We start from the raw sequence: 24,457 nt of genomic DNA, 5'->3' as shown, positions 1-24,457 counted from the left end.
CGTTCTTCCTATTTCAGTGGAAGCCGTGGGCAGCGGTCATCCCGTTCGTCGTTGGCGCAGGGGTTCACGCCTTCATGAAGGTCCTTTACCGGAAGGACGTGTACATCATGAAGATTTACAAGATCTATAGCTCCACCGCGGATCACTATCACCCGTGGTCTCGCGAGGAGCTTAGGGGTCGCGGCGCGCGACCCAAGGGATTTGGTCGGGGGTTGCGATGCTGAAGCCTTTTTACAAAGACATGGGGAAGAAGGAGCGGCCGCTTCAGGAACTGCTCCCCTATATGGTCTACGTCACGGATGACATGCTCCTGAATAAGGACGGCTCCTTGATGGTGGGCTTCGAGTATGAAGGCCTCGACCCCGACAACGTCGACGACAATCTCATCGATTACGCAACCGAGCAACTGCAACATGCGATCGGGTCTAATTTCGATGAGCGCGTGACCCTCTGGTGGAGCACGCTCCGGCGCAAGGACGACAGCTACCTCGAGAGCCACTTCGATAACGAAGTTGCGAAACGGCTCGACGACGCCTACTCGCAGCAATTCCGTCGTGGTCGCTTCTACAAGGTAAAGCACTGGCTGTTTGTGCTGTTCACGGGCAGCACGGGTGTTTCGGGTTTCATGGATCGCGCGTCGCAGATGATCAACGAAGAAGGGATGAACCCTATCGCCGCCTTCGTAAAATCGATGTTCGGCGCTGTATCCGTCAATTCCGCATTCATGCGCGACGCCAAGCAGCTCGCGCAGAACATTCGTGCGTTCGAGCAGGTGCTGGCCGGCTTCGTTGGCACGACTCCGGCACTGAAGATGCACCGCCTCAATATGCGACGTATGGATAATGCACTATTCCAGATCGTCAATCCCGCGTCGCCCGAGCAGGTGGTCAACCGTCCGATGGAGTCGATGCTGGACAGCTACCTGCCGGCGAACGAACTCGTGGCTGGCGAGGACGTACTGCGCTTTACGGGGAACCGAGGCGACCGGTACGCGGCAGTCTATGGGATCAAGGAATGGCCCAGCAATTCGAACCCAATGATGCTTGAGGGGCTTCTGAGTTCGGATAACGAGATGCTCGTTACGCAGATCGTTCGATGCATGGGCAGGGAGGCGAGCGCAAAGATAATCACCGAGACGCGCAACTTCCACAAGATGACGCAGCACAGTCTCATGAGTACGGTGATGTCGAAGGTCACCGGGAAGAAGCCTGAGCCCATGGCTGGTAAAGCAAGCCTGTATCAGCAGTGCGAGCGCTCGCTGGCTCGTCTCAATGAGGGCGGACCTCCTTCGGCATTCGTTAATGTGTCGGTGATGCTTTTCGATCGTGACCAGTCCGATCTGGAGGATCGTTGCAAAGAGGTCGAGCGAATCCTGTCGCAGAAAACTCTGCTGACGATTCGTGAGCGCATGAACCTGCTCCCGAGTTATGCAGCAATGCTACCGGGGCAATGGGCGATGCAGTCGCGGTACCACCTGCTCGGCGTGGACAACGTGGCAGATATCGCGCCGATCTACACGATGAATCCCGGTCCATCGCATCATCCGTACTTCAGCGAAGTTTTTGGGTCGAAGCAGCCAGCACACGCAATGTTCGTCGACAGTTACGGCGGAAAATATTCGTTCGTGCCGCACGTCGGCCAGGTAGGCCACGCGATCCTGATCGCGCCGACGGAGTCGGGCAAAACGACCCTCGTGACTTTCCTTGCGAGTCAGTTCACCAAATACCCCAAGGCAAACATATTCATCTTCGACCGCGACCATTCTTGCCGGACGGTGACGGGCTTGATGGGCGGAGCCAACCTGGACTACCAGGCGGGAAAGATGAAGCTCAACCCGTTCGCGCTCGACGACGGTACGCCGCAGGGGCGTGCATGGATTCGCAACTTCATCGTGCGATTGCTCGACCTTTCGGGCCACGACTGCACGCCGAAAGACAAGGAGGAGATCGATAAAGGGATCGTCGAGATGCTTGACAGCAAGAATCGTTCGAAGACGCTGAGCACGTTCGCAGCAGGTCTGTCGAGCCATCTCGAAGTAGCGCTGGGCGAGTGGCTGCACGGGCGTCCGTACGACATCTTCGACAACGAGGTAGACGAATTCGAACTGTCGCAATGGACGACGATCGAGATGAAGGAGTTGTCGAAGATCCCGCCTCTCATGGACATGTTCATGGAGTACGCCTTCCGGCAAATCGACATTCGCCTGAGCGCGGATCCGAAGCAGGTGACGTTCATCTACCTGGAAGAAGCCAGCTTCCTCCTGCAGAACCCGAAGTTTGCTGCTGCCATTGCTGACTGGCTGAAAACGTTCCGGAAGAAAAACGCTTTCCTCTGGCTCACCATTCAATCGCCTGATTCGATCAACGGTGAGATTAAATCGTCACTGGTGGACAACATCAAGACGACGATTCTTATGTACAACCAGAAGGTCGAAATGCACCGTGAGTATTACAAGGTCAATTTCGGTCTTTCGGATGCGCAAGTGAACATGATCAAGCATCTGCGCCCGAAGCGCGAGTACATGTTTGTGCAGGACAAGTTCACTCGTGTTGTGCAGACGGCCTTCACGCCGGAATCGTTGAACTTCTTGCGGTCCGAGGCCCACCTCCAGGCGATCTTCAAACAATACGCCGATACCAGAGAAAGCAACCCGAACTGGCTTGACGAGTATCTCGAAGCAGCCGGCCGGGTCAAAAACATGGAGTTTGAAAATGCAGAAGCGTAGCGTCTTGTTGATCAGCGCGGCTTTCGCGCTTGCGGGCCTGACTAACAGCGCGTTCGCTGGCGGGGGCGGTATCGTGTTCGACCCCACGAACTTCGCGCAAAACATCCAGACTGCGATCGCGACGGTGAAGTCGGAGTCCCTCGATATCGAGGAGGCGATCCGTAGCGCGCAGATGCTCGAGAACTCGATCAAGAACACCGCGAACACCCTGACGAACCTCAACGGGATCGGGTCGATCACAAATGACATTGGCGCATTGCAGTCGCAGTGGAACGTCGACCAGTCTCTGATGGGGCAACTTGGTGGGCAGGCCAACTTCGTCCAGAACGTGATGTCGCAGTATGCGGCGACTGGGACGGATGGCTCGTTCTCGGACTATGTGGGTGCACTTGCGAAGGCGGCGCAGCAGGGTCAACAGAATGCCAACTCGCTGTTCGCGAACTACACGAACATGACGCAGGAGCTGCAAAAAACGATATCCCAGCGACAGTCGATTGCCCTGAAAAATACGGGCACGCTGGGCACAAACGACGCGATCCAGGCGACTAATGCCTCGCTGGATAACCTTGCCGAGATCAATCAGGCGACACTTCAGGGCATTTCGACGCTTGTTCGCCAGCAAGCATATGCCGAGGCGAAGGAGACGGGTCAGACGCAGGCGGTTGGGAACGCATTCAAAGCCTACTCGGACGCAAAGCAGGCCGACGCGCAGACCTTCATCAACAATGCGCCGACCACCACGACGATCATGGGCTACTGAGCATGTCCAGAAACGGCAACGGCTCGAGCGGCGCTATCGCCCGATATTGGCGCATACTCGCCGCGGTCGCGGTCGCAGCCTTTGGATGCCTGTTTGCGACCGATGCATTTGCAGACGTCGCGGGCGCCGTGGGATCGCTCCTCGGTCTCGGCAGCGGTGGATGTGCGACCTCGAACGCATGGAAGGTTGAAGCGGACACGCTCGTGGGTGTTGTAGGCACAATGCTCGCACCGTTCAACGACGCCGATACGACGATCGCCACCACCGCTTTCGGGCTGGCCAGCCAGTTGATGAACGGGGCGTACGTCGTCGGGGGCATTCTCGCCAGTGGTTATCTGCTGTGGTCGACGCTGCGCTATATAGCTGACGGCCAGGATAACTATATTTCCCTCGCGATGGACTCAATGATCCCTGTCGCGATCGGGGCCGCGGTTCTGAAAAACTACGCAACCGTGGTCAATGGAGTACAGGGGATATTCCAGTCGATGCTGGTAGGGTCACTGAGCGGTGGCCTTACAAGGCAGATCGCTGCGCTATTTACCGGGTTTCTCACCGGGATCGCTCACGGCATCGTAGCCGAGTTTAACGGTATTGCTTGCGCCAACTTCTTTCAGTCGTTGGCCGTCTATTTCAACGCGCTTCTGAACGTTGCTTGCCTTGTAGTGGCAGTGTTTCTTGCAATCTTTGCTCTGGCCGAGCTTGTCGGCGTTCTGCTCACGGGGTCGGTTCTGATGGGCATCGGGATCACGGTTGGCCCTTACTTCGTTGTCGCCGGCGTGACGCCTTGGTCGCGCGGTTTTATGGACAAGTGGCTGAGTTTCCTGATGGGAGCGTTTTTCTATAAAACGCTGATCACTATTATCCTCGCGCTAATGAACGGTGTCATATCGAGTGTGGTGAATCAGGTCACGACATACGATGGAACGACCGGCCTCCCTCTTGGGACTGTCATCGCACTCGTTGGCTTGATGTGGGTGATGCGGCACATTTTCCTTGGAGTCCCGGGAATCGTTGCCGCGCTTGTGGGTGGCCATCGCATGACGCCGCCGAGCTTGAATAAGGCGGTCGGATCGGCTGTAAAGATGGCCTACGATATCAAAGAGGACAAAGCACGAAAGGAAGATCGCGCTCAGCGTCAGGCAGATCGCGACGCGCGTTCGCAGCAGGGCGGACAGGGTCCCGCGGGGTCACCGTCTGGCGGTCCGTCCCCCGGCGGCGGGGGCGGATCAGGCGGAGGCGGTCCGACAGTGAGCACGCAGCGCGGATCCTTCAATCCTTCGACTGCGTTGGGGTCTGGCGGTACTTCGGGTGCGCCCGCATTGGCGGGATCTCCAAGTTCGTCCGGAGCTGGTTCACAATCCGGCGGCGCAACGGGAGGTTCAACAAGTACGTCAGCCGGTTCGATGAGATTCCGCCCACAAGGCGATGTACAGGATGTCTCATTCAAGGACGTATCTGATGCATCGGGCGCGAGCGGTAGCGGCTCGGGTGCAAGCATGCCCCGCGGCGGCGGCGCCGGCGGGTTCGTGGTTTGAACATGAATATTCTTAGAGACGGGACACTCGATGGCGTGAGGCTTGCAAAGCGATGCTTCGCGTCGTTGATTCTTATCACGCTCACCGGGTTGGCGTACGCTGATACCGCGCCGGCGCCGGGATCCTGCCCATCTATCGCTGCCGTCAACGCGAGTGCTGAAACGCTTCGATCGGTGGTCAACTTTCTGCTGACTCCATTTGTGGATGCAGATGCCACGATCAGTTCGTTCGCGAACGCGACCGCGAGCAGCTTAATGACCGGCGCCTATGTCGTTGGCGGAATTCTCGCGTCCGCATTCCTCCTGTGGTCCACGCTGAAATACATTGCCGACGGTTCGAGCAACTACGTTTCGCTTCTAATGGAGACCGCTGCACCAGCTGCCCTCTGTGCAGGTGTTCTGAACCAGTACAGCTCGGTCTTATCCGGAGTGCAAGGCATTTTTGACTCGATGGGAGTCTCCGCTACTGGTGGTCTCACGACCGCGATCGCCAAGTTCGGCATTTCTCTGTTCAACGGCCTGGTAACGGCTATGGAAGCGATCTTCGTTGCGACTGTCTGCATGCCCATGCAGACCAGCGGCCTCGGGACCGTCTTGTATGCCCTCATGATGCTCACCGTCATAATTGCCGCGATTGCTTTCGCGGCCGTAGCGTTGGCTGAGTTGATAGGTGTAATGCTGTTCGGGTCCGTCCTCATGGGGGTGGGGATAGTTGTTGGTCCCTATTTTGTTGCGGCCGCGGCGACCCCGTGGTCCCGGCCTCTCATGATGGAGTGGTTAGGCTTCACCATGGCCGCGTTTTTCTACAAGTCGCTGATCTCGATAGTTTTGTCGCTGATTCAGCCATTGATCGTGTCGTTCAGCACCCAAACTGCTGCGGCGGCGACCAGTACAACCGGGATTCAGTTCGGTTCGGCCGTGGCGTTGCTGGGTCTCGTCTGGGTGATGCGAAATGTGTTTCTCAAGATCCCCCACATGGCAGCAGAGCTGCTCGGCAACGGTCACGCGCAAGAGGTGAGTATCGTCAATGACGGTATGAAACTCGCGAGGATGATCGCGGGCATGAGCAAATAGCAACGGCGTGCCCCAAAGACACCGTCACGTCTCCACGCTGCCCGTCGGCTTGACTGCCGAGTTGGTGGTAGGGCACGCCAAATTGCTGTTCTGCGGCGTGTCACATCCAAAAATCCTCCAGTAAATCAACGACTAACGATTTTGCTTTGTCTCACCGTGGGACTGGTGCCCCGAACTCTTTGCGCAAAATAAGCCCGTGATCCTCATCGCGCGGGGCGCAGTGGCGTTGTTATCGCACAGCAGTGCGAGCAATTAAAACCCGGCTAAACAGACCTCACATTCCGCGGAAATTGCCGGTTTTCACCGGGCAACATTTAGGCATGCACTACAACAGCCTGGATGACACGCGCAATGTCCACACCATCGAATACCGCAGCACCGACTAGCTTTACACCGGGGCCACCGAAAGAAGCAGCTGCTCGAAACTGGTTCGAGCGTGGGGGAAAACTGAAGCTGCAGAGCGACAGAAGCTACTGGCTGACTGTCCTCTCATTCATTCTCAACCTGTTGCTCGCTGGCGTCATCCTCGTGATGCAGCCGCTCAAGAGCGTGCAGACCGTCGTGATTCACGAGTCCGGCAGCGGGTCGTTGTCGCCAGATTTCGCCGCGGTCGACAACTACACCCCAGACCAGCCGGCAATCGCCTATTTCCTGTCTGAATGGGTCGAAAACGTCACGGACATCAATGCGTCGGTCATCAACGACCGACTCGTTACCGCAGGCAACTTCGCGATTGGGGATGCCGCCGATCAGTTGAAGGATTTGATCCATCAACAGAATCCGCTCGCTCGCCTTCATCAATACCCGTCGTTGCGTCGCACATACAAGCGGCTGAGTGTGAATTTCATCAAGAACGACACCGCAGTGCTTCGCTACTCGCTGACGGAACGTCTCGGTCCGGGCGCCCAGCCGACGCAGACGGTCTGGGTGATGACGATCACTTTCACGCGCGTGCCTCCCCATACCCAAGAGCAAGTGACCCAGAACCCTGCTGGTCTCTACGTTACGAGCTTCAACAACAATCAAGAGTCGACACAATGAGAACCCGTCGAATCGCGTCTGCGAGAACCCGTCGAATCGCGGCTGCGCTCGTGATCGCTGTGGCGACACTGACTAGCATCGCTCCCGCTGCCAATGCCGCATACGGCCCGGAAGACGCTGTGCCGCTTCCGACCGACAACCGGATTGTGACTTTCACGTATAGCGCGGATGCGGTGTACACGTTGCTCACCATGGCTGGTTCAGGTACGCACATCGAGCTCGGCGCAGACGAGGGCATCACAGAGAAGCCTGGTCTGGGCGACACTATCCAATGGCGTGTCAGTGGTGGCCCGAAGAATCTCTACGTAAAACCTGTGCGCCCTGGTCTGATGACCACCATGACGCTGGTGACGAACAAGCGTACGTACGAGTTTGAACTGCGCTCCTCGCCGGTCGGCGGCAAGTTCTATCAGAAGGTGGGCTTCGTCTATCCGGAAGAGGAGCAGGCGCTTCAACTTCGTGCGCAGTCACAGGCGCAGGCGTTTATCGCGGAGAAAACCCGCCTGAACGATCAGATCCTGACGCCGCCGGCGGACCCGTCTACTTACCACTACGGCTACACGATTGAAGGCGACGCACCGTTCCGACCGCTGGAGGTGCTCGACAACGGCTCGAAGACGTACATCCACCTCCCGCACATTCAGGATCAGCCCGCGCTGTTTCTTCTGGACAGCAATAACAAGCTCCAGTTAGTCGACTACCACATCCGCGGTGATGACTTTGTCGTGATGGATCGGCTCGCGGATCGCTTCCAGCTGAAGCTTAACGATCAGGTGGTGACGATCACATCAGACCGCGCCCCGAAGCGTTGGTGGCAACGGTCGTCGCCAGTAGCAAACACGCACTGAGGTCGACGACGTGTCCAATCCCATAGATAACCCGTTCGACAAGATTCCGGATACCGCTGACCGCCCGATGGCAGATGCGCCGAAGTCGGAGCAGTCGCCGAATCGCGCAGCGTCGTCAGACATGACGCGGAGAAAGCCGAAGCGGTCACTCCAACTCTACCTCGTGCCCGTCGTTCTCGTCCTCGTTGTGGCGATGCTTTTTTGGCCGACCGAGAAGAAGCGGCCCACCGTCGCCAAGGCCGACCAGCAATCCGTTGCGGCGGCGAACGGGCAGGACGTGCTACGGGCTGCACAGGATGCGCAGAGCACGTCGGAAGGCAAGGCGAAGCAGGCCGCGGCCCAAGCTGCCGCAGCCGCGAACGGTGGCCTGCCCAATGGAAAGGTCGACCCGAATGCTGCTGCGGCTGCCGCGATTGGTACTGGCAACTATGCACAGGCCGCCGACGGAAATCCGAATGGCAACGCTAGCCGCCCTAACGCTCAGCAGCAACAGAACCAGCAGGAGGCGAACGCGCAGCAAGCAGCCCTTGATAAGGCGGAACAGAAGCGCGCGGAAATCGCATCGTCCGAAATTCTCGCGAACAACGTCGAAACGTTGAGGACGAACGGAACCGGCGGTGGACTCGCGACATCATCGCAGCGCGAAACACCGGACCAGCTCCGTGCGCGCCTGTTGGGTGATCTGGCGTCTCAGCAACAGCAACAGGCGTCGACGTTGGACAAGGCAATGCAGTTGGCAGCCACGGCTGGTGGCGGACAAGGCGGCGGCGCCACGCAAATCGTGGTGGGTGCAGCGGCCCAGCAAGACAAGTGGCTCGCGTCGCAAGGCGGCGACGGTGATCAGGTGCTCAAGCAGCACGCTCGGCCCGAGGGCTATGTCATCTCCGAAGGGACCCCGATCCGCACGGTGCTCATTACGGGTCTGAATACCGACACGCCGGGCACGGTCACGGCGCAGGTGACGTCGGACGTCTATGACTCGGCGACGGGCAACGCGTTGCTTATCCCGCGCGGCTCACGAGTCATCGGGAGCTACGACCACAACGTGAAGAACGGGCAGGACCGCGTACTCGTAGCGCTGACTCGGCTCGTGAGGCCGGATGGCACATGGGTCGACCTTGCCAGCTCGTCCGCCGCAGAGATGAACGGTCAGGCCGGACTCGAAGGGGACGTTGACAACCACTTCTGGAAGATCTTCGGCAGTTCGCTCGTGATTGGGGCCGCGACATTGCTCCTCGACAAGAGTCAGACGACGACGACCGTCTCCCAGGGGCTCGGCACGACGCAGATGGGCGGGACGATTTTCGCGCAAACGCTCCAGGATGTTCTCAACACATTGCTCTCGCGCAACAAGGACATTCCGCCAACGATCTCGCGCGACGCGGGCACCGAATTCATCTTCATGGTGCGTCACGACATGTCATTGACGCCGTATCACCGATCCACCGGAGTCCAGTCATGATTCCCGTAAAGGCACGCGCGATCGCGCGTTTGATCAGCCCTGCGCTGGTGCTGCTCCTAGGCACACAAATGGCGTCGACTGCAGAAGCGGCAGGTCCTTTGGACTTTGGCTATGCGGTTGATGGTCCGTCTGCGGTCCGTCCGGTCCTGGTGTTCAACGATGGTACGGATACCTATATTCAGCCTGCCCAGGGCGTACCAACGACTATCAAGGGAGCCGTTCAAGACGGTCCATATCTGCGTAGCAGTGGGTTGCCGGACAGCCTCGTAGTCCGGGCAGGGCGGTATTCGATGACGGTGACGCATAGCGGCGCGCCAAGTGCGGGCACTGGCGGCATGCCAGCTCGCTCATTGGCGCCCTCCGGTCTCCGGGTGGTGAATGTACCCGCCGCTCCGGCCGGCCCGCGTGCCCCAGGGCTGACCGCAACTCCGGCAGCCTCGCCGGATGCGATAGAGAAAGTTGCGTTGAGCATCGCCGCGAAGGACGCGGTCGGTGGCGCGAACGCCGGTGGTGCCGCCGCCGGCGGAGCCGGGTCGCTTCTCGCGAAGAACTTTGGCGCGCTTGCGATTCGCGACAGCGACGACACCCATACCCAGATCAAGTTTGGAGCGAAGCCGCTGAGTCCCCTGACGTTCGCGTCATTGGATGGCAAGCCCCTGCGTGCCACGTGGGATGAGGCTGGCTTGATCGTGACGGTCGATCGAGCACCCCAGTTCACGGTGAGTGACGGGAAAGCAAGTGTCGAGGTCGCGCGTACGAGCAGCAACGTCTATCAGTTCGACACCAAAGGCGACGCACACATCGAAGCGGTCTTCGATAGCGATGGGTCGACTTATTTCAAGTTCGCGCCATCGGTCGTCAAGGTGAGCGTGGTCGATGTGAATCACGTCGGGTCGGGTGAGCAGAAGGGCAACTACTTCCGCTTTAAAGGTGTTGCGGACCAGTTCATCGTGGTTGCGGATGGCAAGACGGCGAATGTGACGCGACGCATCGAGGTGAAGTACTTCGAGCGGGCTGCGCAAAAGTCATGAGCCCGGCGATCAACTCTACAAAGCGAAAAGCTATGAATCGAAACCTTCGAACGCCGGTGACTGCTGTGGCCGCTGCGATCTGTGTGATGGCCAGTTCGCACGCTAGCGCGACAGGCGAATGGCAATCGCTGTCTGCGGCGCCCGCGTTCACGACGGCATCAATCGCACCCACCAATTCCTCTGGTGACGCTACTGATGGGCTCCCGGGGACGGGTTGGAACCTGGTGTCGAAGGCTGACGTTGCGCCGGGTGCGAATGTCCCGGCCCCCTCGGCTTCGCCAAAGAGTGTGGCATCGGCGGAAGCCAAGCCGGACTCCGGGGCGACTATCGAGGACAAGGTCATCGCTACGCCGGTTCCTGTTGCTCCGACCTTCGATCTGGTCGCTGGACAGTCCCTCGAGTCGCAGTTGCTTGAATGGGCCAAGCGTGCCGGCTGGGCAGTTGTCTGGAATGCCACCGACGACTTCATCGTCCCGGGCGGTAGTTCTTACGGCACTGATTTCGTCGTCGCAACGCAGACGGTCTTCGACGATGCAGCCAAGAACGGTGCTGATTTCCGCCTCGACATCTACAAGGGTAACCGGTCGATTGTCGTCGACCAATCTGGAGCAAGCGAATGAAATTGGGATTCCAAAAGCTCATCGCGTCGATCGTTGCCGTTGCTTCGATCGCAAGCATCGCGGGATGCGCAATCCCGGACGTGCAGCGCGAGCAGGCGGCATTGGCCGCCACCGCACGGGCCAACGCTGAAAATGCGCCCCTCGCGCGACCCGTAGTCCAGGTCCACGAGGGTTCGTGGCTACTGGGCGAGAAAATCCGGGCTAGCAAACCACAACCCGAGATCTTTGACCGTGATATCTACTTCAAGGGTGGCCAGAGCGGCTCGCTGACGTTGGGCGATATCACGAGATGGATTGTCGAGACGCAACATGTGCGCGCGACGATCGATTCGTCCGTGAATGAAAGCGCACCCGCTGCAAGCGCTGGCGCCTCGAATTTTCCGAGCGCCATGGCGACCCGGCCCGGCGGGCCATTGCCGTTGCCGGGAATGATGCCGGCGGTCGCGACGACCCCATCCGTCAGCGCGCTCAGCTCGAGCACTTCGACGCAAGGCTTGCTCATCTACAAGGGTAAGTTCCGCGGGTTTCTCGACGTCGTCGACGCTCGTTTTAACGTGTGGTCTGGGTATCACGACGGTACTGTGTCGTTCTTTCGTACCGAAACGCGCGTTTTCAATATTCCGACGCTGGCTGACAGTCAAAGCATGTCGGGCTCGATTTCCACGGGCGATTCCAGTTCTTCTTCGTCGAGCGGCGGTTCTGACGGCGGTGGACAGTCGTCGTCTTCGACCAGTCAGACCAGCCTGACGCCCACGAGCGGAAGCGGTAGCGGCAACTCGGGTAGTGGCGGTCAGACGATCAAGCTGAACGTCCGCGTGACACCATGGGAAAAGCTTGCCGACACGGCCACAGCGATTTCTGGTGGCGCAAAAGTAGTCGGTGACCCAAACCTGAACATTCTCACGGTCACAGGTACACCTCCCCAGTGCGATCGCGTGGAACAGTGGGTCAAGAATCTGAATGCCCAGTACGGCAAGCAGGTCGCCATTGATGTGCACGTCTATCAGGTACAGCTGACGCAGGAAGACAACTATGGGCTCAACCTTGAAGTCGCTTATCAAAGCAAGAACGGCCATACGGGTCTGAAGTTTTCTGGCGCGGCCGCTCCGACTGTAACCAGCAGTTCTTCGCCGATGACTTTCGGCGCAACCATCCTTGGTGGCACGTTGGGTGGATCGAGTGTGGCCGTGCAGGCGCTCTCGACGCTTGGGAACGTCTCGCAGGTAGTCGCTCGCTCGGGAATTACACAGAACGGCAAGGTCCTTGCCCTCCAGGCAGCGCGCAGCCAGGGCTATGTGGCGTCGACTCAAACTACGTTGGCAACGAGTGTCGGCTCGTCGACCGCAATGCAGACGGCAACGCTTGTTCCGGGTTTCACGAGCAGCTTCCTCCCGAAGATTGTTGGCGGCCGTGTACTGATCGACTTCGACATGACCTTGTCCGATCTCGTCAGCCTCGTCACCTTCACCTCCGGTACAGGCTCGAACCAGTCCAGCGTGCAGCTTCCGACACTGCAGGTCACGCGTTTCGAACAGTCGGTCAGCCTCAAGCCGGGCGAGACGCTTGTTCTCACGGGGATGCGTCAGCAATCGGCGAGCACGACAAACAACGGTGTTGGATCGGCTTCGATGCCTCTGCTGGGCGGCGGTATCGACGCGCAAAAGGGCGACACCGTCATCGCGGTCGTTATCAGCGCACGCCTGCTGTGAGGAGAATGGAAATGGTCAAGACAAACATGCTCGCACTTCTCGTCGCGGCCGGCTGTGCGATCGGCGGGATTAACGCTGCTCTCGCGGCGACTCCAGAAAAGGTCGCTACATCGGGCAATCCAGCGCAGGTCGATGCGCCGCAAAAATCCCAGAGCGAAAAGTGGGCGGAACTCGATGCAGAAGCGGCGATGCTCGAAAAGCAGGTAAAGATCGCTGAGTTGCGCAAAAAGCTGGCGGAGTACGGATCCGGGTCTCCCATGGCGACGCCGTCGGTATCCGCCGCACCGACAGCACAGTCTTTGGCTGTGCCGCTTCGCCTAAGCCCTCAGGCAGCAATGGTGCCGGCGGGTGACTCGCCGTCCGCAATGTCGGTCGAGCGCATCAGTTCCAGCGACGGACGCTGGGAGGCACTACTTACGATCAATGGTCGGAGCGGGCTACCGTTTGTAGTCGGCGACACCGTCGACGGTGGCTGGAAGGTGCTTCGCATCGACGAATCAGGCGTCGAGCTCGGGAAGGGCAAGCGCACGTTGTTGCTGAGGGGATAACGTGGCGCGGACTCTTCAATTCCCCAATGTCAAGGGTGAGTTCGTCGTCGGGCTTTCTTGGCGACACGAGGACGACAAGCCGAAGCGCAAGGACCTGATTCGCCATTCCGAAGAGAAGGGCCGCTGGGGTCTTGTGCGGCAAACCATCGCGGGCCAGTTCCAGAGCGCGTATTGCGATCCCATCAACGGAAAAAAGCCGGCCAAGCTGATTTCTCTTGCCGCTCTCGTCGCCGAGCAGCGCGAGCAGCCGTGGATGGGTCTCTACAAACTCGCGGACAACCTCTACTGGTATGTCGCGATTCGCGACGGGCACGGTGTCATCCCGGAAGGAGACCAGATTGGAACGGAAGCGGAAGTCCTTGCTGTCCGGAACCGGCACCTCGATGAACTGGGCGAGTGGGACGAGCAGGAGGGGACGCTCGAAGACCTCGCCCGTCTCGTTGAGTCGTCTACACGACAGATCAAGCTGCGTGACCTCCAGTCAAACAGCTGGGGAACTGCGATCGTGGCCGGGAGCGCGCTTGCGACGATCGTTGGCGGCGGAATCGGCTGCTGGATGTACTACCAGCACACCGAAAAGGAAAAGGCGGAAGTCGTTGCCGCGCAACGTCGCGCGGTCGTCTCGGCACTGAAAGCGCGGAAGGATGCCGAGTCTCGGATTCTCCCGTGGACCCGCCAGGCAATGCCTTCGGACGCGTTTCGGGCTTGCCGTGACGCGTGGAGCGCGCAACCGATGACACAAGAGGGCTGGACGCTGACCGCGTGGCATTGCGGGATCCAGCAACAGTCGATTGCGGTTGACGCATCCTGGGACCGAGCAGGCGGCCTAGCCGACGACGCGCCCGGACACATGAGCCCGGATGCGCAGCATTCGCGTTCGTCCGACACGCGCGTGGTCGCCTTTCCGGTGCCGTCGTCCCTGGCAGAGCCGATCGAAGCGGCAAGTCGCGCAGCGTGGACGCTGTCGCAACGCTATGGATTCACGCTGAGCCTGACGGCTGCGCCGCTGATCGCCCCCTTGCCCGGGACTGCGGCCAAGAACGACGTGCCTGTCGACCCGTGGATATCTTCACCGGCTACATATACGACGCGCGTTGCGCCATGGTTCTGGTTCGGTCCTGCATTCGATGCTGTCCCTGGATTGCGGGTCAACGCCCTGGAGTGGACGCTAGGCGGCGGGTGGAAGGTAAATGGAGCGCTGTACGCGCTTCGTAACGGGGCGGCGGCGAGTACCACTGCGCCCGGTTCGAAGGGGCGCGCGCTGGAAACTCATCCCGTAGCCGCGATCGCAACGCCGGAGCCGTCGTCGAATTCGCAAGCTACCAATAGCGTTCAGGGAGAGTTGACCGCTGTGGCAGGCCCTGTTGGTCGATCTTCTCCAGGCAACGCCGTTGCTACGCCAAGTCCTGCGCAGGCAATGCCGAAGGGGCCGGAAGTGAAGGTACTCGCCATGGCGCCATCGTCCGCGCCAGCCGCACCCGGCACACCTGAGCAATCACCCCAGAGGCTGCAATCAGCCCAGATGCCTGCGGCGCTCGCCGCTATTGCCGAACCGAACGCCCCCGCTGCTCAAGCACCAGCGGGGAAGAAGAGCGCGGCTCAACAGGGGGAAACGTGGTAAAGAATTTTCTGATGCGAAAGGCGACCGTTGTCGCTGAGAGCGAGAGCGTGGTCGAAGCGCGCGCGTTCGAAATGACGCGGGAGGAGTTGATTAAGCTTCCCACGATTCCTCGTGGCCTTGAAGAACGTATCGTCCTGTCAAGCGAAACTGCTCGCACGTTCGCGCGAGTAGGGATGCTGCTGAACATCCTGTCGCTCCAGCAGGCAGAGCTTCTCGCGCGTGAACATCGTGCCAGGCGTGGACTGCTGGAAGAGGTCGCCGTGGCCGCCGGGCTCCTCACGCAGGAGCAGGTCCAGCAGATTATCGACGCTCAAGCCGTAGAGATTACCGTGTCCGCGCAACACGCGGCGACTGGACAGTTTTTGACGTGGGTCGATGAGATCCGGCGTCTCGGCGTTGTGCCGAAGATCAGTCGGGTGTCGACACAGGACCTCGTCACCGTGAAGGATGCGAGGCGTGCAGCACCCGCCAAGGAAGAGGCTGATCTCCAAACCTTGGCGAAGGTCCGAACGCTGATTCTCGAGGCAGCGGGTATTGGCGCGAGCGACATCCATATTCGCGTACGCGAGAAGTACACGGAGGTGTTGGTTCGCGTCAAGGGTGATCTGTTTGTGGTGGAGAAGTACAGCATGGAGTCCGAAGAGGGCGACGCGCTGGTCCGATCCATGTACACGGGGCTTGCAACCAGCAAGGAAGGCACGTTCAACCCTCGGCAGTTCCAGGACGGCCAAATCCACGGCGACGCATTGCCGGGGAGCGGGCTCTCGAGCGTTCGTATCGTTCGCGGCCCGTCGTACCCGGAGGAAGCTGGCTGCAATTTTGTCGTCGCCCGTCTTCAATACCTGAAATCGAACGGCGAGCGCATTGCCCTCCCGAAGGGCGTCGGGCTGCAACTCAGGACACCCAAGCGGCCAACCGGCGACGTGGTGCTCGACGGTTTCAACGACCTGCAAAAGGAGCTTTGCGACCGTCTCATCCGTTTGCCCACGGGGATCGTCCTCGTGACGGGTCCTACGGGCTCGGGCAAGACGACCACCCTTTTCAACCTGATGATGCGTCAGGCGCAGCTGTTTCCGCACGCCGCGCAGATGACGATCGAAAACCCGCCTGAGTATCCCCAGGAGTGGGCGATCCAGTTGACCTCGGACGGTGAGGACTTCCAGGCGCGGGTGCGTACCGCGCTGCGGTCGGACCCCGACATCATTCTGCTGGGCGAACTACGGGCGGCCGCGGAAGCTATCGCTGCGGTTCAGGCGGCGATGACGGGCCACTTCGTGTGGTCGACGGTCCACGTAAACGATCCCTATATGGTTTTTTCGCGTTTCGAAGGATGGGACCGGACACGTCTCGCACGAAGCGAGCTTGCCGACGCGGATTTGATCTCAGGACTTCTTGCGCAGCGCATTGTTCCGATCCTTTGTGACGAGTGCAGTGTTCCGCTGGAAGACAAGGCGGACGCGATCCCCTCGTACCTCGGGAAGATCATCCGTACCTGGGGCGAAACGCACGATGTTCATGTGCGAGGCGAAAACAAGGAGTGCGAGAAGTGCAACGGGACAGGCATCTTCAAGACGCAGGCAGTTGCCGAAGTCGTCATGACCGACGAGGAGTTCATGGAAGACGTACGTCGTGAGGGCGTTGCAAAGGCACGTCGCAACTACCGCAAGCGCGAGGGCGTAGATAAATCGATGCTCGGAAACGCAATGGATCTGATTCTCGCTGGTTGCATTGACCCCAACGATGCGCAACGCAGTGTGCGTCTCTTCGAATTCGCGGAGGGCGTATGAGCGCGAGCGGTTTTGGTTGGGGCTACCGGAAGCGTCTGTACGAGCAGGCATCGAGCCAGCTCGACAACGGGCGCACCTTGCCCGAGATTCTTCTGGATTTCCGCGATCGCCTGATTCGCCGAGGCAAGAAGGACTCAGGCAAGATCGCCAACGAAATCTACCGGAAGGTGATCAACGGCGACAAGTTCAACGTTGCCCTCGGCAGCACGCTGAGTCCTCTTGAGCGAAGCGTGATCGCTTCAGGGGAGAAGGCAGGCGCGCTGTCGCACTCGATGCGGCTGGTGCTTGACCTGCGTGAACGGAGTACCCGCATTCGAAGGTCGATGCAGTCGAGCTTCTTTGCGCCCGTGGTGTACATGCTCTCCCTGTACGGCGTGCTGTTCACAATCGGCTACATGATCGTGCCGGAATTCGAGATGGCGCTGCCCGCGAACCGATGGACCGGGTGGGCACGAGCGTTGTACGTCATGGGTGATCTCGCTGTGGGATGGAAGGCGCCCGTATTCGCGGTGCTGTCGATTCTTGCCGGGATCGGGATCGCAAAAGCGCTTCCGAACTGGACAGGCGAGCGCATCAAGGGACGCGCTTTTTGCGACAAGTACGTGTTCCCGTTCACCGTCTATCGCGAAGTGCAAGGTTTTGCCTGGCTGCTGTCGTTCGCCACATTACTGCGGTCCGGAGTTCCAGACGCCGACGCGTTGGCCGATCAGATCAAAACCGCGTCGCCGTGGATGAAGTCGCGCCTTCGCCCGATTCAGAGTGGGCTGAAGAACGGTCGCGACATGGCGGCTGCGATGCGCCTCTCCGGATATGAATTTCCCTCGCTCGATCTCATCGACGAAGTGAATGCATATGTCGGATTCCCCGATTTTCCGGAAAAAATCGAAGTAGTTGCCAAGCAATATGCAGAGACGCTTGAACGACGTCTCCTTGCTAAAGGCATGGTGCTGTCGGCCGGCTTCTCAGGACTGATGTTTTTCGCATTCGCGATCCTGCAACTTGGCGCAAACGAAATCTCGAATCTGCTTTCGTCGTCGGTCGGCCGGATCTAGTTCAAGTTTTCTCAACCTTTATCGAACAGCAAGGAGTTATCAATGGACGGCATTCTTGGTCGGATCGTAGCTGTGGTCTTGGGTCTGCTGGCATTGGCCGGCGTCGGCCTGCTGGCGTACAAGGGCTTCTCGACCGACAAAAACGGGGCGGTGACGAGCGATATCACGCAGGTAGTTCAGAACGCGCGGGCGCAGTTCTCGCAGAACAACAACGGCTATACAAACTTCGTGACCGGAAACATCGCGGCCATGAATACCGCCGGGATTTTTCCGAAAAACATGGTACGCGGGGCGACGGTGATCGACCGTTGGGGTAACGCAATCCAACTCGCGAGCGCTAACTCCGCCACACAAGGGCAGATCACGTTTGGCGGTGGTGGCTCCGAAGATCCAGAAGGTTGCGCAGCAGTGGTCACGAGCCTGAAGGATTACGTGACGCTGCAGGTCGGCGGCACGACCTTCGATCAAACGAATCAGCCGGACGCGGTGACGGCAGGTCAGGCTTGCGGCAACTCCCTCGCGATGACGCTTACTTTCCAGTAACGCACTGGCCAACGCAGAAGATTATTCGAGATCGCGAATGTTTCGGCTAGAAAGTGAAGGCTCTCTGCTGTCGACCCTCAGTTTTTCGGACCTTTATCTGGAGCCCGAGGGCGATGCCTGGTTCAAGGAGAGCCCTCTCGACCGGAGGCGGAATTTGCTTCCCGTCGACGCGCGGCCCGAGGCAACTCGGTTGCGCGAGATGCTCACGGGGCACGGCACGTCAATGGACGCGCGGATCGAATACGGCGATCGGACGTTTCGGATCATGCAGCAGTACACAGTCCGTGGCGACGTGTACGTCTGCAGAGACATTCGCGCGGATCCAATTCCGTTTGGTGACATCGGCTTCCCGAAGCGCCTTGTCGATGCGCTGATACATCCCAGGATGCGAAAGGGTGGACTGATTCTTTGGACGGGCTCGGCCGGTGCGGGGAAGTCGACAAGTCAGGCGTCGTACGTCACGGAATTTTTGAAGACGTTCGGCGGCACCGCGTGGACAGTCGAGAATCCCGCGGAGATTGACATCGATGGACCTCACGTCGGCCGCAACGACACAGTGGGCACCTGTTATCAGACAGAGGTCAAGGACGATTCGGAATTTGCCGTAGCGATCCAGAGGTTGCTCCGTGCCGCGCCCAATCTAATCATGCTCGGAGAGATCCGAACGCCGAGCGCAGCGGCGCAAGCGGTGCTGGCTGGGATGAGTGGACATGTCGTTTCGTCAACGCTGCACGGTAGCGACGTTTCGACTGCCCTGGAGCGGCTCAAGAATCTGGTGAAAGAGTCTGGCCTCGATGCTCATATGCTGGCTGATGCCCTTTCGGCAGTGATCCACCAGACGATGACGGTCGAGACGTTTGCTGACCGCTCGCGACGCCTTATCACGGTGAGCCCGCTCGTTATCGGAAGCTCGGCGAACGAAAGCTCGACGCGCGCAAATCTGCGAAAGGGTGACTATTCGCTTCTGTCGTCCGAGATCGCACGGCAAAAGACCGTCCTTGACCAGCCGCCCACTGCCACGGGGAGGATCTGATGGGATTTGCACTTTTGCCGCTCGCCGTCGTTCTCTTTTTCGCCGGGCTGACCATGGAGGCAATGCAGTTCGCTTCGGCTGCGCCAGGTTCCGGGCAACTCGCCCGGCAAGACAGTCTGGCTGCTGTCGCCGCGCTGCAGGCAGAAGCGTTTTCAACTGCGTGTCTGAATGCCGCCCTCGCTACTCCGGGATCAGTGAGCAGCAATATCGCGGTCGCGCTTCCGGTAGGAGTCACCGCACCTGCGAACGCGGAGTGCATGACGACGGCGGGTCCTGCTGGCTCGCGCTATGTCTATAGCTATGTCCCAAGCGTTCCAGGTGAGGCTGGACAGATCGCATCGGATACCGCGATGAGCGAGCTGTGGCTCAGAGGGTTAGGGCAAGGGAATGCGGCAAGCCTCGCGACGGGGCAGATGACCACCGTGCCAGCGACGATTCCAGCCGGCACGGTCGTGCAACAGGTCTTGGTTACTCCATAAAGGGCGCAGGAAATGGACTCGATTATCGGCTTCATAGTCGCCTTCACGCTTTCGATGCTTAGTGTCGGCGGCTTCATGACATGGGCGAAGGTCGGCGTCACGAATATCAAGAATTCGGTGGTGGCCGCGCAATACCAGACGTTCAACAAGGCGTCGTTAAAGTACGTTCAGGATAACGGCACGACATTCGCGGCGACCGCAACGGCAACCGTGCCGGTGACTGTTACGGCGGCACAGATGATCGCAGCGGGCGGGTATCTGCCGGCAGGCTTTTCTGCGACCAACGCGTTCCAGCAGACGTGGCAGATGCAGGTTTTGCAGCCGACCGCTGGCACGCTACAGACGCTGGTCGAGTCGATCGGAGGTGCCGCTATCTCAGACACGAAACAACTCGTTCAGATCGCCGCGCAGGCTAGTTCCCAGAGCGGCGTTGGGGGATTCATCCCGTACGCAAATCAGGCCGGGGACGCCACAATGAACGCGAATACCGCGTATGGCGCGTACGGTGCGTGGAAACTCCCGCTGGCTGGATACACGAATCCCGGGAGCGGTCATCTGGCGACGCTGTTGGCGTTCACAAGCGCGGTCACTAACGGGAGCTATCTTTATCGCGTTCAGGTCCCTGGTCAGCCGCAGCTGAATGCGATGCAGACGGACATGAGCCTCACGGACACTGGAGGAACGGCGCACAACGCTACGGGTGCCAACTCCTTCGCAACGAAGCGCGGTGGCTCGCTCAACGACGACCAGGGCGGCTCGCTCGAGTTAGGCGGTAACAACACGACCGCGGGCGCGGGGAACCCTTATGTAGATTTCCATCTTGCGGGGCAGGGCGTCCAGGACTACAACGCGCGGGTCATCAATGATGCAGACGGACATATCTCGCTGATCTCTGCTAACGGGAAGGCAGCGTTGAAGGTGCAAGGAACGTTGCAGGCCGGCAACATCGCTGTACCAAATACAGCGTGCTCCCCTAATGGGAATATTGCCGCTAACTCGGATGGGCAAGGACAAATCCTGTCTTGCCAAGGCGGTGTCTGGCTCCCGATTGGCGGTCGGGTACTGCGGATGGCGTACTACACGGTGGTCAACGGATCGACTGTACCTGCACCGGTCTGCCCGGCTGGCGGTCTGCCTGAAATCGAGGTCGCGCCTCAGACTTTCTATGTGAATCCAACTGCGGTGGTGAACTTTGGCCCTGTGGTGGGTGGTGGGCCGTGGACGACGTTCATCACTGATGGCGCAGGTAACCCAGATGCTGGTTCAGCGGTCGCTTCAACTTACTGCGCGTATTAAAAACGAGTGATGAGAAAGGGCAGTGATCCAACATGATCTCTGCCATCTCCGAATGTTGGTCGGGCATCAGAGCCTTTCCCGCACTAATCAGCTTTTTTTGCCGCTATAGTTCCGTGAAGGTTTGGTTTGAATGGAGCAAATTGGGCTCCTAACGACTTCTTTGCATCAGGACGAGGAGCAAAAAAATGAAAAGAATAGAGGTTGTGGCGAAGGCCATAATCACGGCGGCACTGATGATAGTGGGTCAGTCCGCGTTTGCTGGTAGCCCCCAGCATTGTGCCGCCGGCTATCAGGACAGCACATGTGTGGGGCAGATTGCGCACGCTGCAGCGCCTCAGCCACAATGCCCCGCTTCAGCTGGCTGGCAAACCATCGCGTCTTCGGTATGGCAGGGCTCCGCGTGGTCCAGTCCTCAGTGCAGCTATCAGGCGCCGCCGACGTGTCCGGCGGGGTACAGCCAGACCTCTGCTCCGTGGTGGACGGGGTCGGCATGGGTGGGATTGGGTTGTGCGCCGCCGCCACCGCCGCCATCCGACGATGCGGACCCCTTGGGATACTGTACTCCGCGATTGCTTAGTGCAGGACCAGGCTACACCATGGGCGGTCCGTTAAGGCTGGTATCGTGGCCTGAGGTCATCAGTGGCGCCGGCGGGGCAGCTGCTCAATACAACGGACAGCTCGAATACGCCTGGTACATGACTGGTCCGACATACTCATTGCCTTGCCGCGACAGCAACGAGTGGGTAGGCGTCTGTATCTTCAGCAGTTCGGATCACCACTTCCTATACTCTGCAGTCGGCCAGGGAGAATCGGCTAGTAGCGGTCAGTGTAATCACTAGCGCGTGCAAGACGGCCCCAGTGTGGGGCTCTCGCTCGAAGTATGTAATCAGCTAAAGTCTGACCAAGAAGCCCGTTGACTTCGACTAAGAGTCGTTGCCAACGGGCTTTCGTCTTTTCTAGATAAATAGGAGAACGAGGCAATAACATAAAACCCTCATCACTGTTTCATGCGAAGTGCCTACAGTCGGTGACTGTCGAAACTACATGATTAGATATGCGACGTGCGCTCAGAAATTTCCCCCTTGCAATGGCAAGTTGCTGGTCGGTCCATGCGAGCGCTGCTGCTCCCACGCTCTGCAGCGCAGGATACCAGGACAGCTCGTGCGTTGGGCAGATCCAACGCGCGGCCAGCCCACAGCCGATGTGCTCGAGCGGACCCGGTTGGACTACGGTTACGCCGTCAACGTGGATCGGGTCCCGATGGACTGATCCCACATGCAACTATCAAGCGCCACCCACCTGTACCGCGGGGTATAGCCAGACGGCGGCGCCCTGGTGGAATGGGTCTTCCTGGATTGGCCTGAGTTGTTCACCTCCTCCTCCTCCTCCCCCGAGCGACCCGGGTTCGCCAGGTGGTGGCGCGCCGTCCGTTTCGCGCTTCAACGGCAATTGCTGGTGTCACGCAGATACATTCGACGGGCCCATGTACTTTTGGAAAAGCGATCTGACGTTCAAGATCGTTAATTCGAGCGGGGCGGTAGCGTACTACGACGGCGCCGGATTGCATTTCGACCCGATGCCCATGGCACCCGACGATGCATATAACTGCGCGATGAGCGATTTTAATTCGGGTAACGCGTCGCAGATCGCGAGAGCACCAGATCTGGATTTCGGAAGCGGAGTGCTCTCATTTCGCTACATTCCAAACGATTGCATCGTGACACTCGGCAACTGACGATGGTAGGGCAGTAAACGCAAAAAGCCGCCCGAAGGCGGCTTTCTGTTTTCTTGTTAAGCTTCCTGCATCGATCAGTTCGCGCCGGTCGTCCACGTCCAAGGCTTGGGCGTGACCGGCTTGCCGTTGCGTGCTCCAGAGAACGCGACCGTGTAGGTCGTGTTCGGGGCAAGCGGAGCAAGCGGCAACAGGATTGCAACGCCCGGATAGAACTTGTTGTTGACATCGGCCGTTGCACCCGTCGATCCAGTCAGCGCGGCGCTCGGGACGATGATACGTGCCGGAACTGCCGTGCCGTTAGCGGCGGTCAACGTGAAGCTGCTAACCGTCAGCACGTCGCCCGGAGAAGCGGCGTTCACGCGGACCATGACAGGGCGGCCCGGGTTTGCGAGGTCAGGAGCCGGATTGGTCGTTTCCGGCACCATCGCGAGTTCCACACCCGTAGCGTTCGGCAGCGGGGCGACTGCGACGGCATCCGCTGCCATTTGCTGACCACCGTAGATATACACGGCGTTCGCCTGCGGTGCGCCCACAACGTTGCTCACTTCAGCAAAGTCGAATGCGCAGCTGTAGTCGACATAGGTGCCCGAGTTCTGGGTGAAGCCGATGCCGACCTGTTCCACGCTGCTGGTCATATCTTGCAAGTGATAGACCGTGTCGAGCAGGCGGCTCAGGCAGTCCTTTGCGTACGCGGTTGCGTCCGTTTGGGGAATGCCGCCGGCGACGTCTTCAGCGATCCAGTCATTGACCGAAATGCCTGCCTTCTGCGCACGGCTGAGCGGCGTGTCGCCGTAGTAGTTCGCGAACGACGACGTTTCATTGTGCGTCAGGCCCGTCAGGGCGCCCGTGCCGATGTTCGTGTTCAGGTAGAACGCGTGCTTATCGGCCGACGTGTCGAGGTTCGTGTTTTGCGCGACCTGGCCCACGCCCATCGCCGAACGAAACGCGTTCAATTGCGAGAATGCTGCTGCTTGCATTGAGCCAGCAGCGTACGTCGGCGCCGGCACAGTGTTTTGCAGATTGCCCGTCGAAGCAGGCTGGCTCGGCGCGGGGGGCGTCGAGGTGCTGCCACCGCCACCACCACCGCATGCTGCCAATGCCCCTGCGAGCGCCACGACTGCTGCGATGGCGCTGATTTTCTTGTATGCGACTTTCATGTTGTCCTCGGTTGTGAAGTACTTCGTCTAAGGTGGACACAGTTTCGCTGCGGCTTCGCCAAACGCAAATGCCTGGCTACGACGGGCGACAGCTTTCCCTGGTATTCACCAAAGAGATTGCCTGTGTATTAACGGAAATTACGATGATTACTTGAGCGCAAATCCATGAAAAATGGACGGCGCTTTGCTGACGTGCGAGATGCACAAATTGATATCCCTTCTGATGCAAATCGGGATCGGTGTCATGCCGGAGTGCGGCGGTAAATGCATGGCGATCTTAGCAAAGCGGGTTGGCGGCGACAAGCGCTTTGAAGGGGCATACCAGAAGTTTTTTCGTGGAAAAGTGCGCCGGGCTGTCAGCGGCGTTCCTTCGGCTGAATGAAGAGTCTTTTTCGAGGAGAT

20 protein-coding genes are annotated in these 24,457 nt (G+C 59.3%); 19 read left to right on the top strand and 1 reads right to left on the bottom strand.

Going from position 1 to position 24,457, the window contains the following annotated elements; all coding sequences use genetic code 11:
- The first annotated feature begins 217 nt into the window (after nucleotides 1–217).
- The 18 genes from SB822_RS02615 (at nucleotide 218) to pilV (ending at nucleotide 21,163) form a co-directional block, all read left to right on the top strand.
- Nucleotides 218–2,725 carry a VirB4 family type IV secretion system protein gene (locus tag SB822_RS02615; protein WP_410854065.1) on the top strand — a complete coding sequence of 836 codons (2,508 nt, stop codon included), beginning with the start codon at nucleotides 218–220 and terminating at the stop codon, nucleotides 2,723–2,725.
- A complete protein-coding gene (locus tag SB822_RS02610) occupies nucleotides 2,712–3,485 on the top strand; it encodes a hypothetical protein (protein WP_410854064.1) in 774 nt (257 codons plus the stop codon). Before SB822_RS02615 ends, SB822_RS02610 begins: the two co-directional genes overlap by 14 nt.
- 2 nt (nucleotides 3,486–3,487) lie before the next feature.
- Nucleotides 3,488–5,020, top strand: a complete 1,533-nt coding sequence (locus SB822_RS02605; RefSeq protein WP_410854063.1) for a type IV secretion system protein — start codon at nucleotides 3,488–3,490, stop codon at nucleotides 5,018–5,020.
- Nucleotides 5,017–6,093 carry a hypothetical protein gene (locus tag SB822_RS02600; protein ID WP_410854062.1) on the top strand — a complete coding sequence of 359 codons (1,077 nt, stop codon included), beginning with the start codon at nucleotides 5,017–5,019 and terminating at the stop codon, nucleotides 6,091–6,093. Before SB822_RS02605 ends, SB822_RS02600 begins: the two co-directional genes overlap by 4 nt.
- Nucleotides 6,094–6,444: 351 nt before the next feature.
- Entirely contained in the window at nucleotides 6,445–7,134 is a 690-nt protein-coding gene (locus tag SB822_RS02595; RefSeq protein WP_410854061.1) for a type IV secretion system protein, read from the top strand.
- A 59-nt stretch (nucleotides 7,135–7,193) separates the two neighbouring features.
- Nucleotides 7,194–7,982, top strand: a complete 789-nt coding sequence (locus SB822_RS02590; RefSeq protein ID WP_410854060.1) for a TrbG/VirB9 family P-type conjugative transfer protein — start codon at nucleotides 7,194–7,196, stop codon at nucleotides 7,980–7,982.
- A 10-nt stretch (nucleotides 7,983–7,992) separates the two neighbouring features.
- The gene (locus SB822_RS02585) at nucleotides 7,993–9,444 is read left to right on the top strand and encodes a TrbI/VirB10 family protein (RefSeq protein ID WP_410854059.1); all 1,452 of its coding nucleotides are present in this window, start codon (nucleotides 7,993–7,995) and stop codon (nucleotides 9,442–9,444) included.
- On the top strand, nucleotides 9,441–10,475 hold the full coding sequence (locus SB822_RS02580) for a hypothetical protein (RefSeq protein ID WP_410854058.1): 1,035 nt from the start codon (nucleotides 9,441–9,443) through the stop codon (nucleotides 10,473–10,475). The genes SB822_RS02585 and SB822_RS02580 overlap by 4 nt, the downstream gene beginning before the upstream one ends.
- Before the next feature lie 32 nt (nucleotides 10,476–10,507).
- Complete coding sequence (locus SB822_RS02575; protein ID WP_410854057.1) at nucleotides 10,508–11,095, top strand: toxin co-regulated pilus biosynthesis Q family protein; 588 nt, start codon at nucleotides 10,508–10,510, stop codon at nucleotides 11,093–11,095.
- Nucleotides 11,092–12,804, top strand: a complete 1,713-nt coding sequence (locus SB822_RS02570) for a pilus assembly protein PilN (protein WP_410854056.1) — start codon at nucleotides 11,092–11,094, stop codon at nucleotides 12,802–12,804. Before SB822_RS02575 ends, SB822_RS02570 begins: the two co-directional genes overlap by 4 nt.
- An 11-nt stretch (nucleotides 12,805–12,815) precedes the next feature.
- Complete coding sequence (gene pilP, locus SB822_RS02565; protein WP_410854055.1) at nucleotides 12,816–13,352, top strand: type IV pilus biogenesis protein PilP; 537 nt, start codon at nucleotides 12,816–12,818, stop codon at nucleotides 13,350–13,352.
- 1 nt (nucleotide 13,353) lies between these two features.
- The gene (pilO2, locus tag SB822_RS02560; RefSeq protein ID WP_410854054.1) at nucleotides 13,354–14,973 is read left to right on the top strand and encodes a type 4b pilus protein PilO2; all 1,620 of its coding nucleotides are present in this window, start codon (nucleotides 13,354–13,356) and stop codon (nucleotides 14,971–14,973) included.
- Between the two features lie 47 nt (nucleotides 14,974–15,020).
- Nucleotides 15,021–16,760 carry an ATPase, T2SS/T4P/T4SS family gene (locus SB822_RS02555; RefSeq protein ID WP_410854053.1) on the top strand — a complete coding sequence of 580 codons (1,740 nt, stop codon included), beginning with the start codon at nucleotides 15,021–15,023 and terminating at the stop codon, nucleotides 16,758–16,760.
- On the top strand, nucleotides 16,757–17,812 hold the full coding sequence (locus SB822_RS02550; RefSeq protein WP_410854052.1) for a type II secretion system F family protein: 1,056 nt from the start codon (nucleotides 16,757–16,759) through the stop codon (nucleotides 17,810–17,812). The genes SB822_RS02555 and SB822_RS02550 overlap by 4 nt, the downstream gene beginning before the upstream one ends.
- 42 nt (nucleotides 17,813–17,854) lie before the next feature.
- The gene (locus tag SB822_RS02545) at nucleotides 17,855–18,355 is read left to right on the top strand and encodes a prepilin type IV pili (protein ID WP_410854051.1); all 501 of its coding nucleotides are present in this window, start codon (nucleotides 17,855–17,857) and stop codon (nucleotides 18,353–18,355) included.
- Between the two features lie 223 nt (nucleotides 18,356–18,578).
- Nucleotides 18,579–19,388 (top strand): ATPase, T2SS/T4P/T4SS family, encoded by an 810-nt coding sequence (locus tag SB822_RS02540; RefSeq protein ID WP_410854050.1) that lies wholly within the window; start codon nucleotides 18,579–18,581, stop codon nucleotides 19,386–19,388.
- Entirely contained in the window at nucleotides 19,388–19,867 is a 480-nt protein-coding gene (locus SB822_RS02535) for a hypothetical protein (RefSeq protein WP_410854049.1), read from the top strand. Before SB822_RS02540 ends, SB822_RS02535 begins: the two co-directional genes overlap by 1 nt.
- 12 nt (nucleotides 19,868–19,879) lie before the next feature.
- Nucleotides 19,880–21,163: a shufflon system plasmid conjugative transfer pilus tip adhesin PilV gene (pilV, locus tag SB822_RS02530; RefSeq protein WP_410854048.1), complete on the top strand. Its 1,284-nt coding sequence runs from the start codon at nucleotides 19,880–19,882 to the stop codon at nucleotides 21,161–21,163.
- 1,809 nt (nucleotides 21,164–22,972) lie between these two features.
- Here the strand turns inward: pilV and SB822_RS02525 are convergent.
- Nucleotides 22,973–24,055: a CAP domain-containing protein gene (locus SB822_RS02525; RefSeq protein ID WP_410854047.1), complete on the bottom strand. Its 1,083-nt coding sequence runs from the start codon at nucleotides 24,053–24,055 to the stop codon at nucleotides 22,973–22,975.
- Nucleotides 24,056–24,227: 172 nt separating this feature from the next.
- On the opposite strand from SB822_RS02525, the gene SB822_RS02520 reads away from it, so the two are divergent.
- On the top strand, nucleotides 24,228–24,437 hold the full coding sequence (locus SB822_RS02520) for a hypothetical protein (protein ID WP_410854046.1): 210 nt from the start codon (nucleotides 24,228–24,230) through the stop codon (nucleotides 24,435–24,437).
- Nucleotides 24,438–24,457 lie beyond the last annotated feature (20 nt).

This window comes from Paraburkholderia sp. SIMBA_054, from assembly GCF_046534875.1.
Taxonomy (GTDB): domain Bacteria; phylum Pseudomonadota; class Gammaproteobacteria; order Burkholderiales; family Burkholderiaceae; genus Paraburkholderia; species Paraburkholderia hospita.
Note: the sequence above shows the minus strand (reverse complement) of the source record. Positions and strands in the feature narration are given on the sequence as shown.

What these genes read in the sequence shown, in the direction of transcription:
- SB822_RS02615 (WP_410854065.1), top strand. Translation starts at nt 218, where the DNA reads ATGCTGAAGCCTTTTTACAAAGACATGGGGAAGAAGGAGCGGCCGCTT.
- SB822_RS02610 (WP_410854064.1), top strand. Translation starts at nt 2,712, where the DNA reads ATGCAGAAGCGTAGCGTCTTGTTGATCAGCGCGGCTTTCGCGCTTGCG.
- SB822_RS02605 (WP_410854063.1), top strand. Translation starts at nt 3,488, where the DNA reads ATGTCCAGAAACGGCAACGGCTCGAGCGGCGCTATCGCCCGATATTGG.
- SB822_RS02595 (WP_410854061.1), top strand. Translation starts at nt 6,445, where the DNA reads ATGTCCACACCATCGAATACCGCAGCACCGACTAGCTTTACACCGGGG.
- SB822_RS02580 (WP_410854058.1), top strand. Translation starts at nt 9,441, where the DNA reads ATGATTCCCGTAAAGGCACGCGCGATCGCGCGTTTGATCAGCCCTGCG.
- SB822_RS02575 (WP_410854057.1), top strand. Translation starts at nt 10,508, where the DNA reads ATGAATCGAAACCTTCGAACGCCGGTGACTGCTGTGGCCGCTGCGATC.
- SB822_RS02570 (WP_410854056.1), top strand. Translation starts at nt 11,092, where the DNA reads ATGAAATTGGGATTCCAAAAGCTCATCGCGTCGATCGTTGCCGTTGCT.
- pilP (WP_410854055.1), top strand. Translation starts at nt 12,816, where the DNA reads ATGGTCAAGACAAACATGCTCGCACTTCTCGTCGCGGCCGGCTGTGCG.
- SB822_RS02550 (WP_410854052.1), top strand. Translation starts at nt 16,757, where the DNA reads ATGAGCGCGAGCGGTTTTGGTTGGGGCTACCGGAAGCGTCTGTACGAG.
- SB822_RS02545 (WP_410854051.1), top strand. Translation starts at nt 17,855, where the DNA reads ATGGACGGCATTCTTGGTCGGATCGTAGCTGTGGTCTTGGGTCTGCTG.
- SB822_RS02540 (WP_410854050.1), top strand. Translation starts at nt 18,579, where the DNA reads ATGGACGCGCGGATCGAATACGGCGATCGGACGTTTCGGATCATGCAG.
- SB822_RS02535 (WP_410854049.1), top strand. Translation starts at nt 19,388, where the DNA reads ATGGGATTTGCACTTTTGCCGCTCGCCGTCGTTCTCTTTTTCGCCGGG.
- pilV (WP_410854048.1), top strand. Translation starts at nt 19,880, where the DNA reads ATGGACTCGATTATCGGCTTCATAGTCGCCTTCACGCTTTCGATGCTT.
- SB822_RS02525 (WP_410854047.1), bottom strand. Translation starts at nt 24,055, where the DNA reads ATGAAAGTCGCATACAAGAAAATCAGCGCCATCGCAGCAGTCGTGGCG.
- SB822_RS02520 (WP_410854046.1), top strand. Translation starts at nt 24,228, where the DNA reads ATGGACGGCGCTTTGCTGACGTGCGAGATGCACAAATTGATATCCCTT.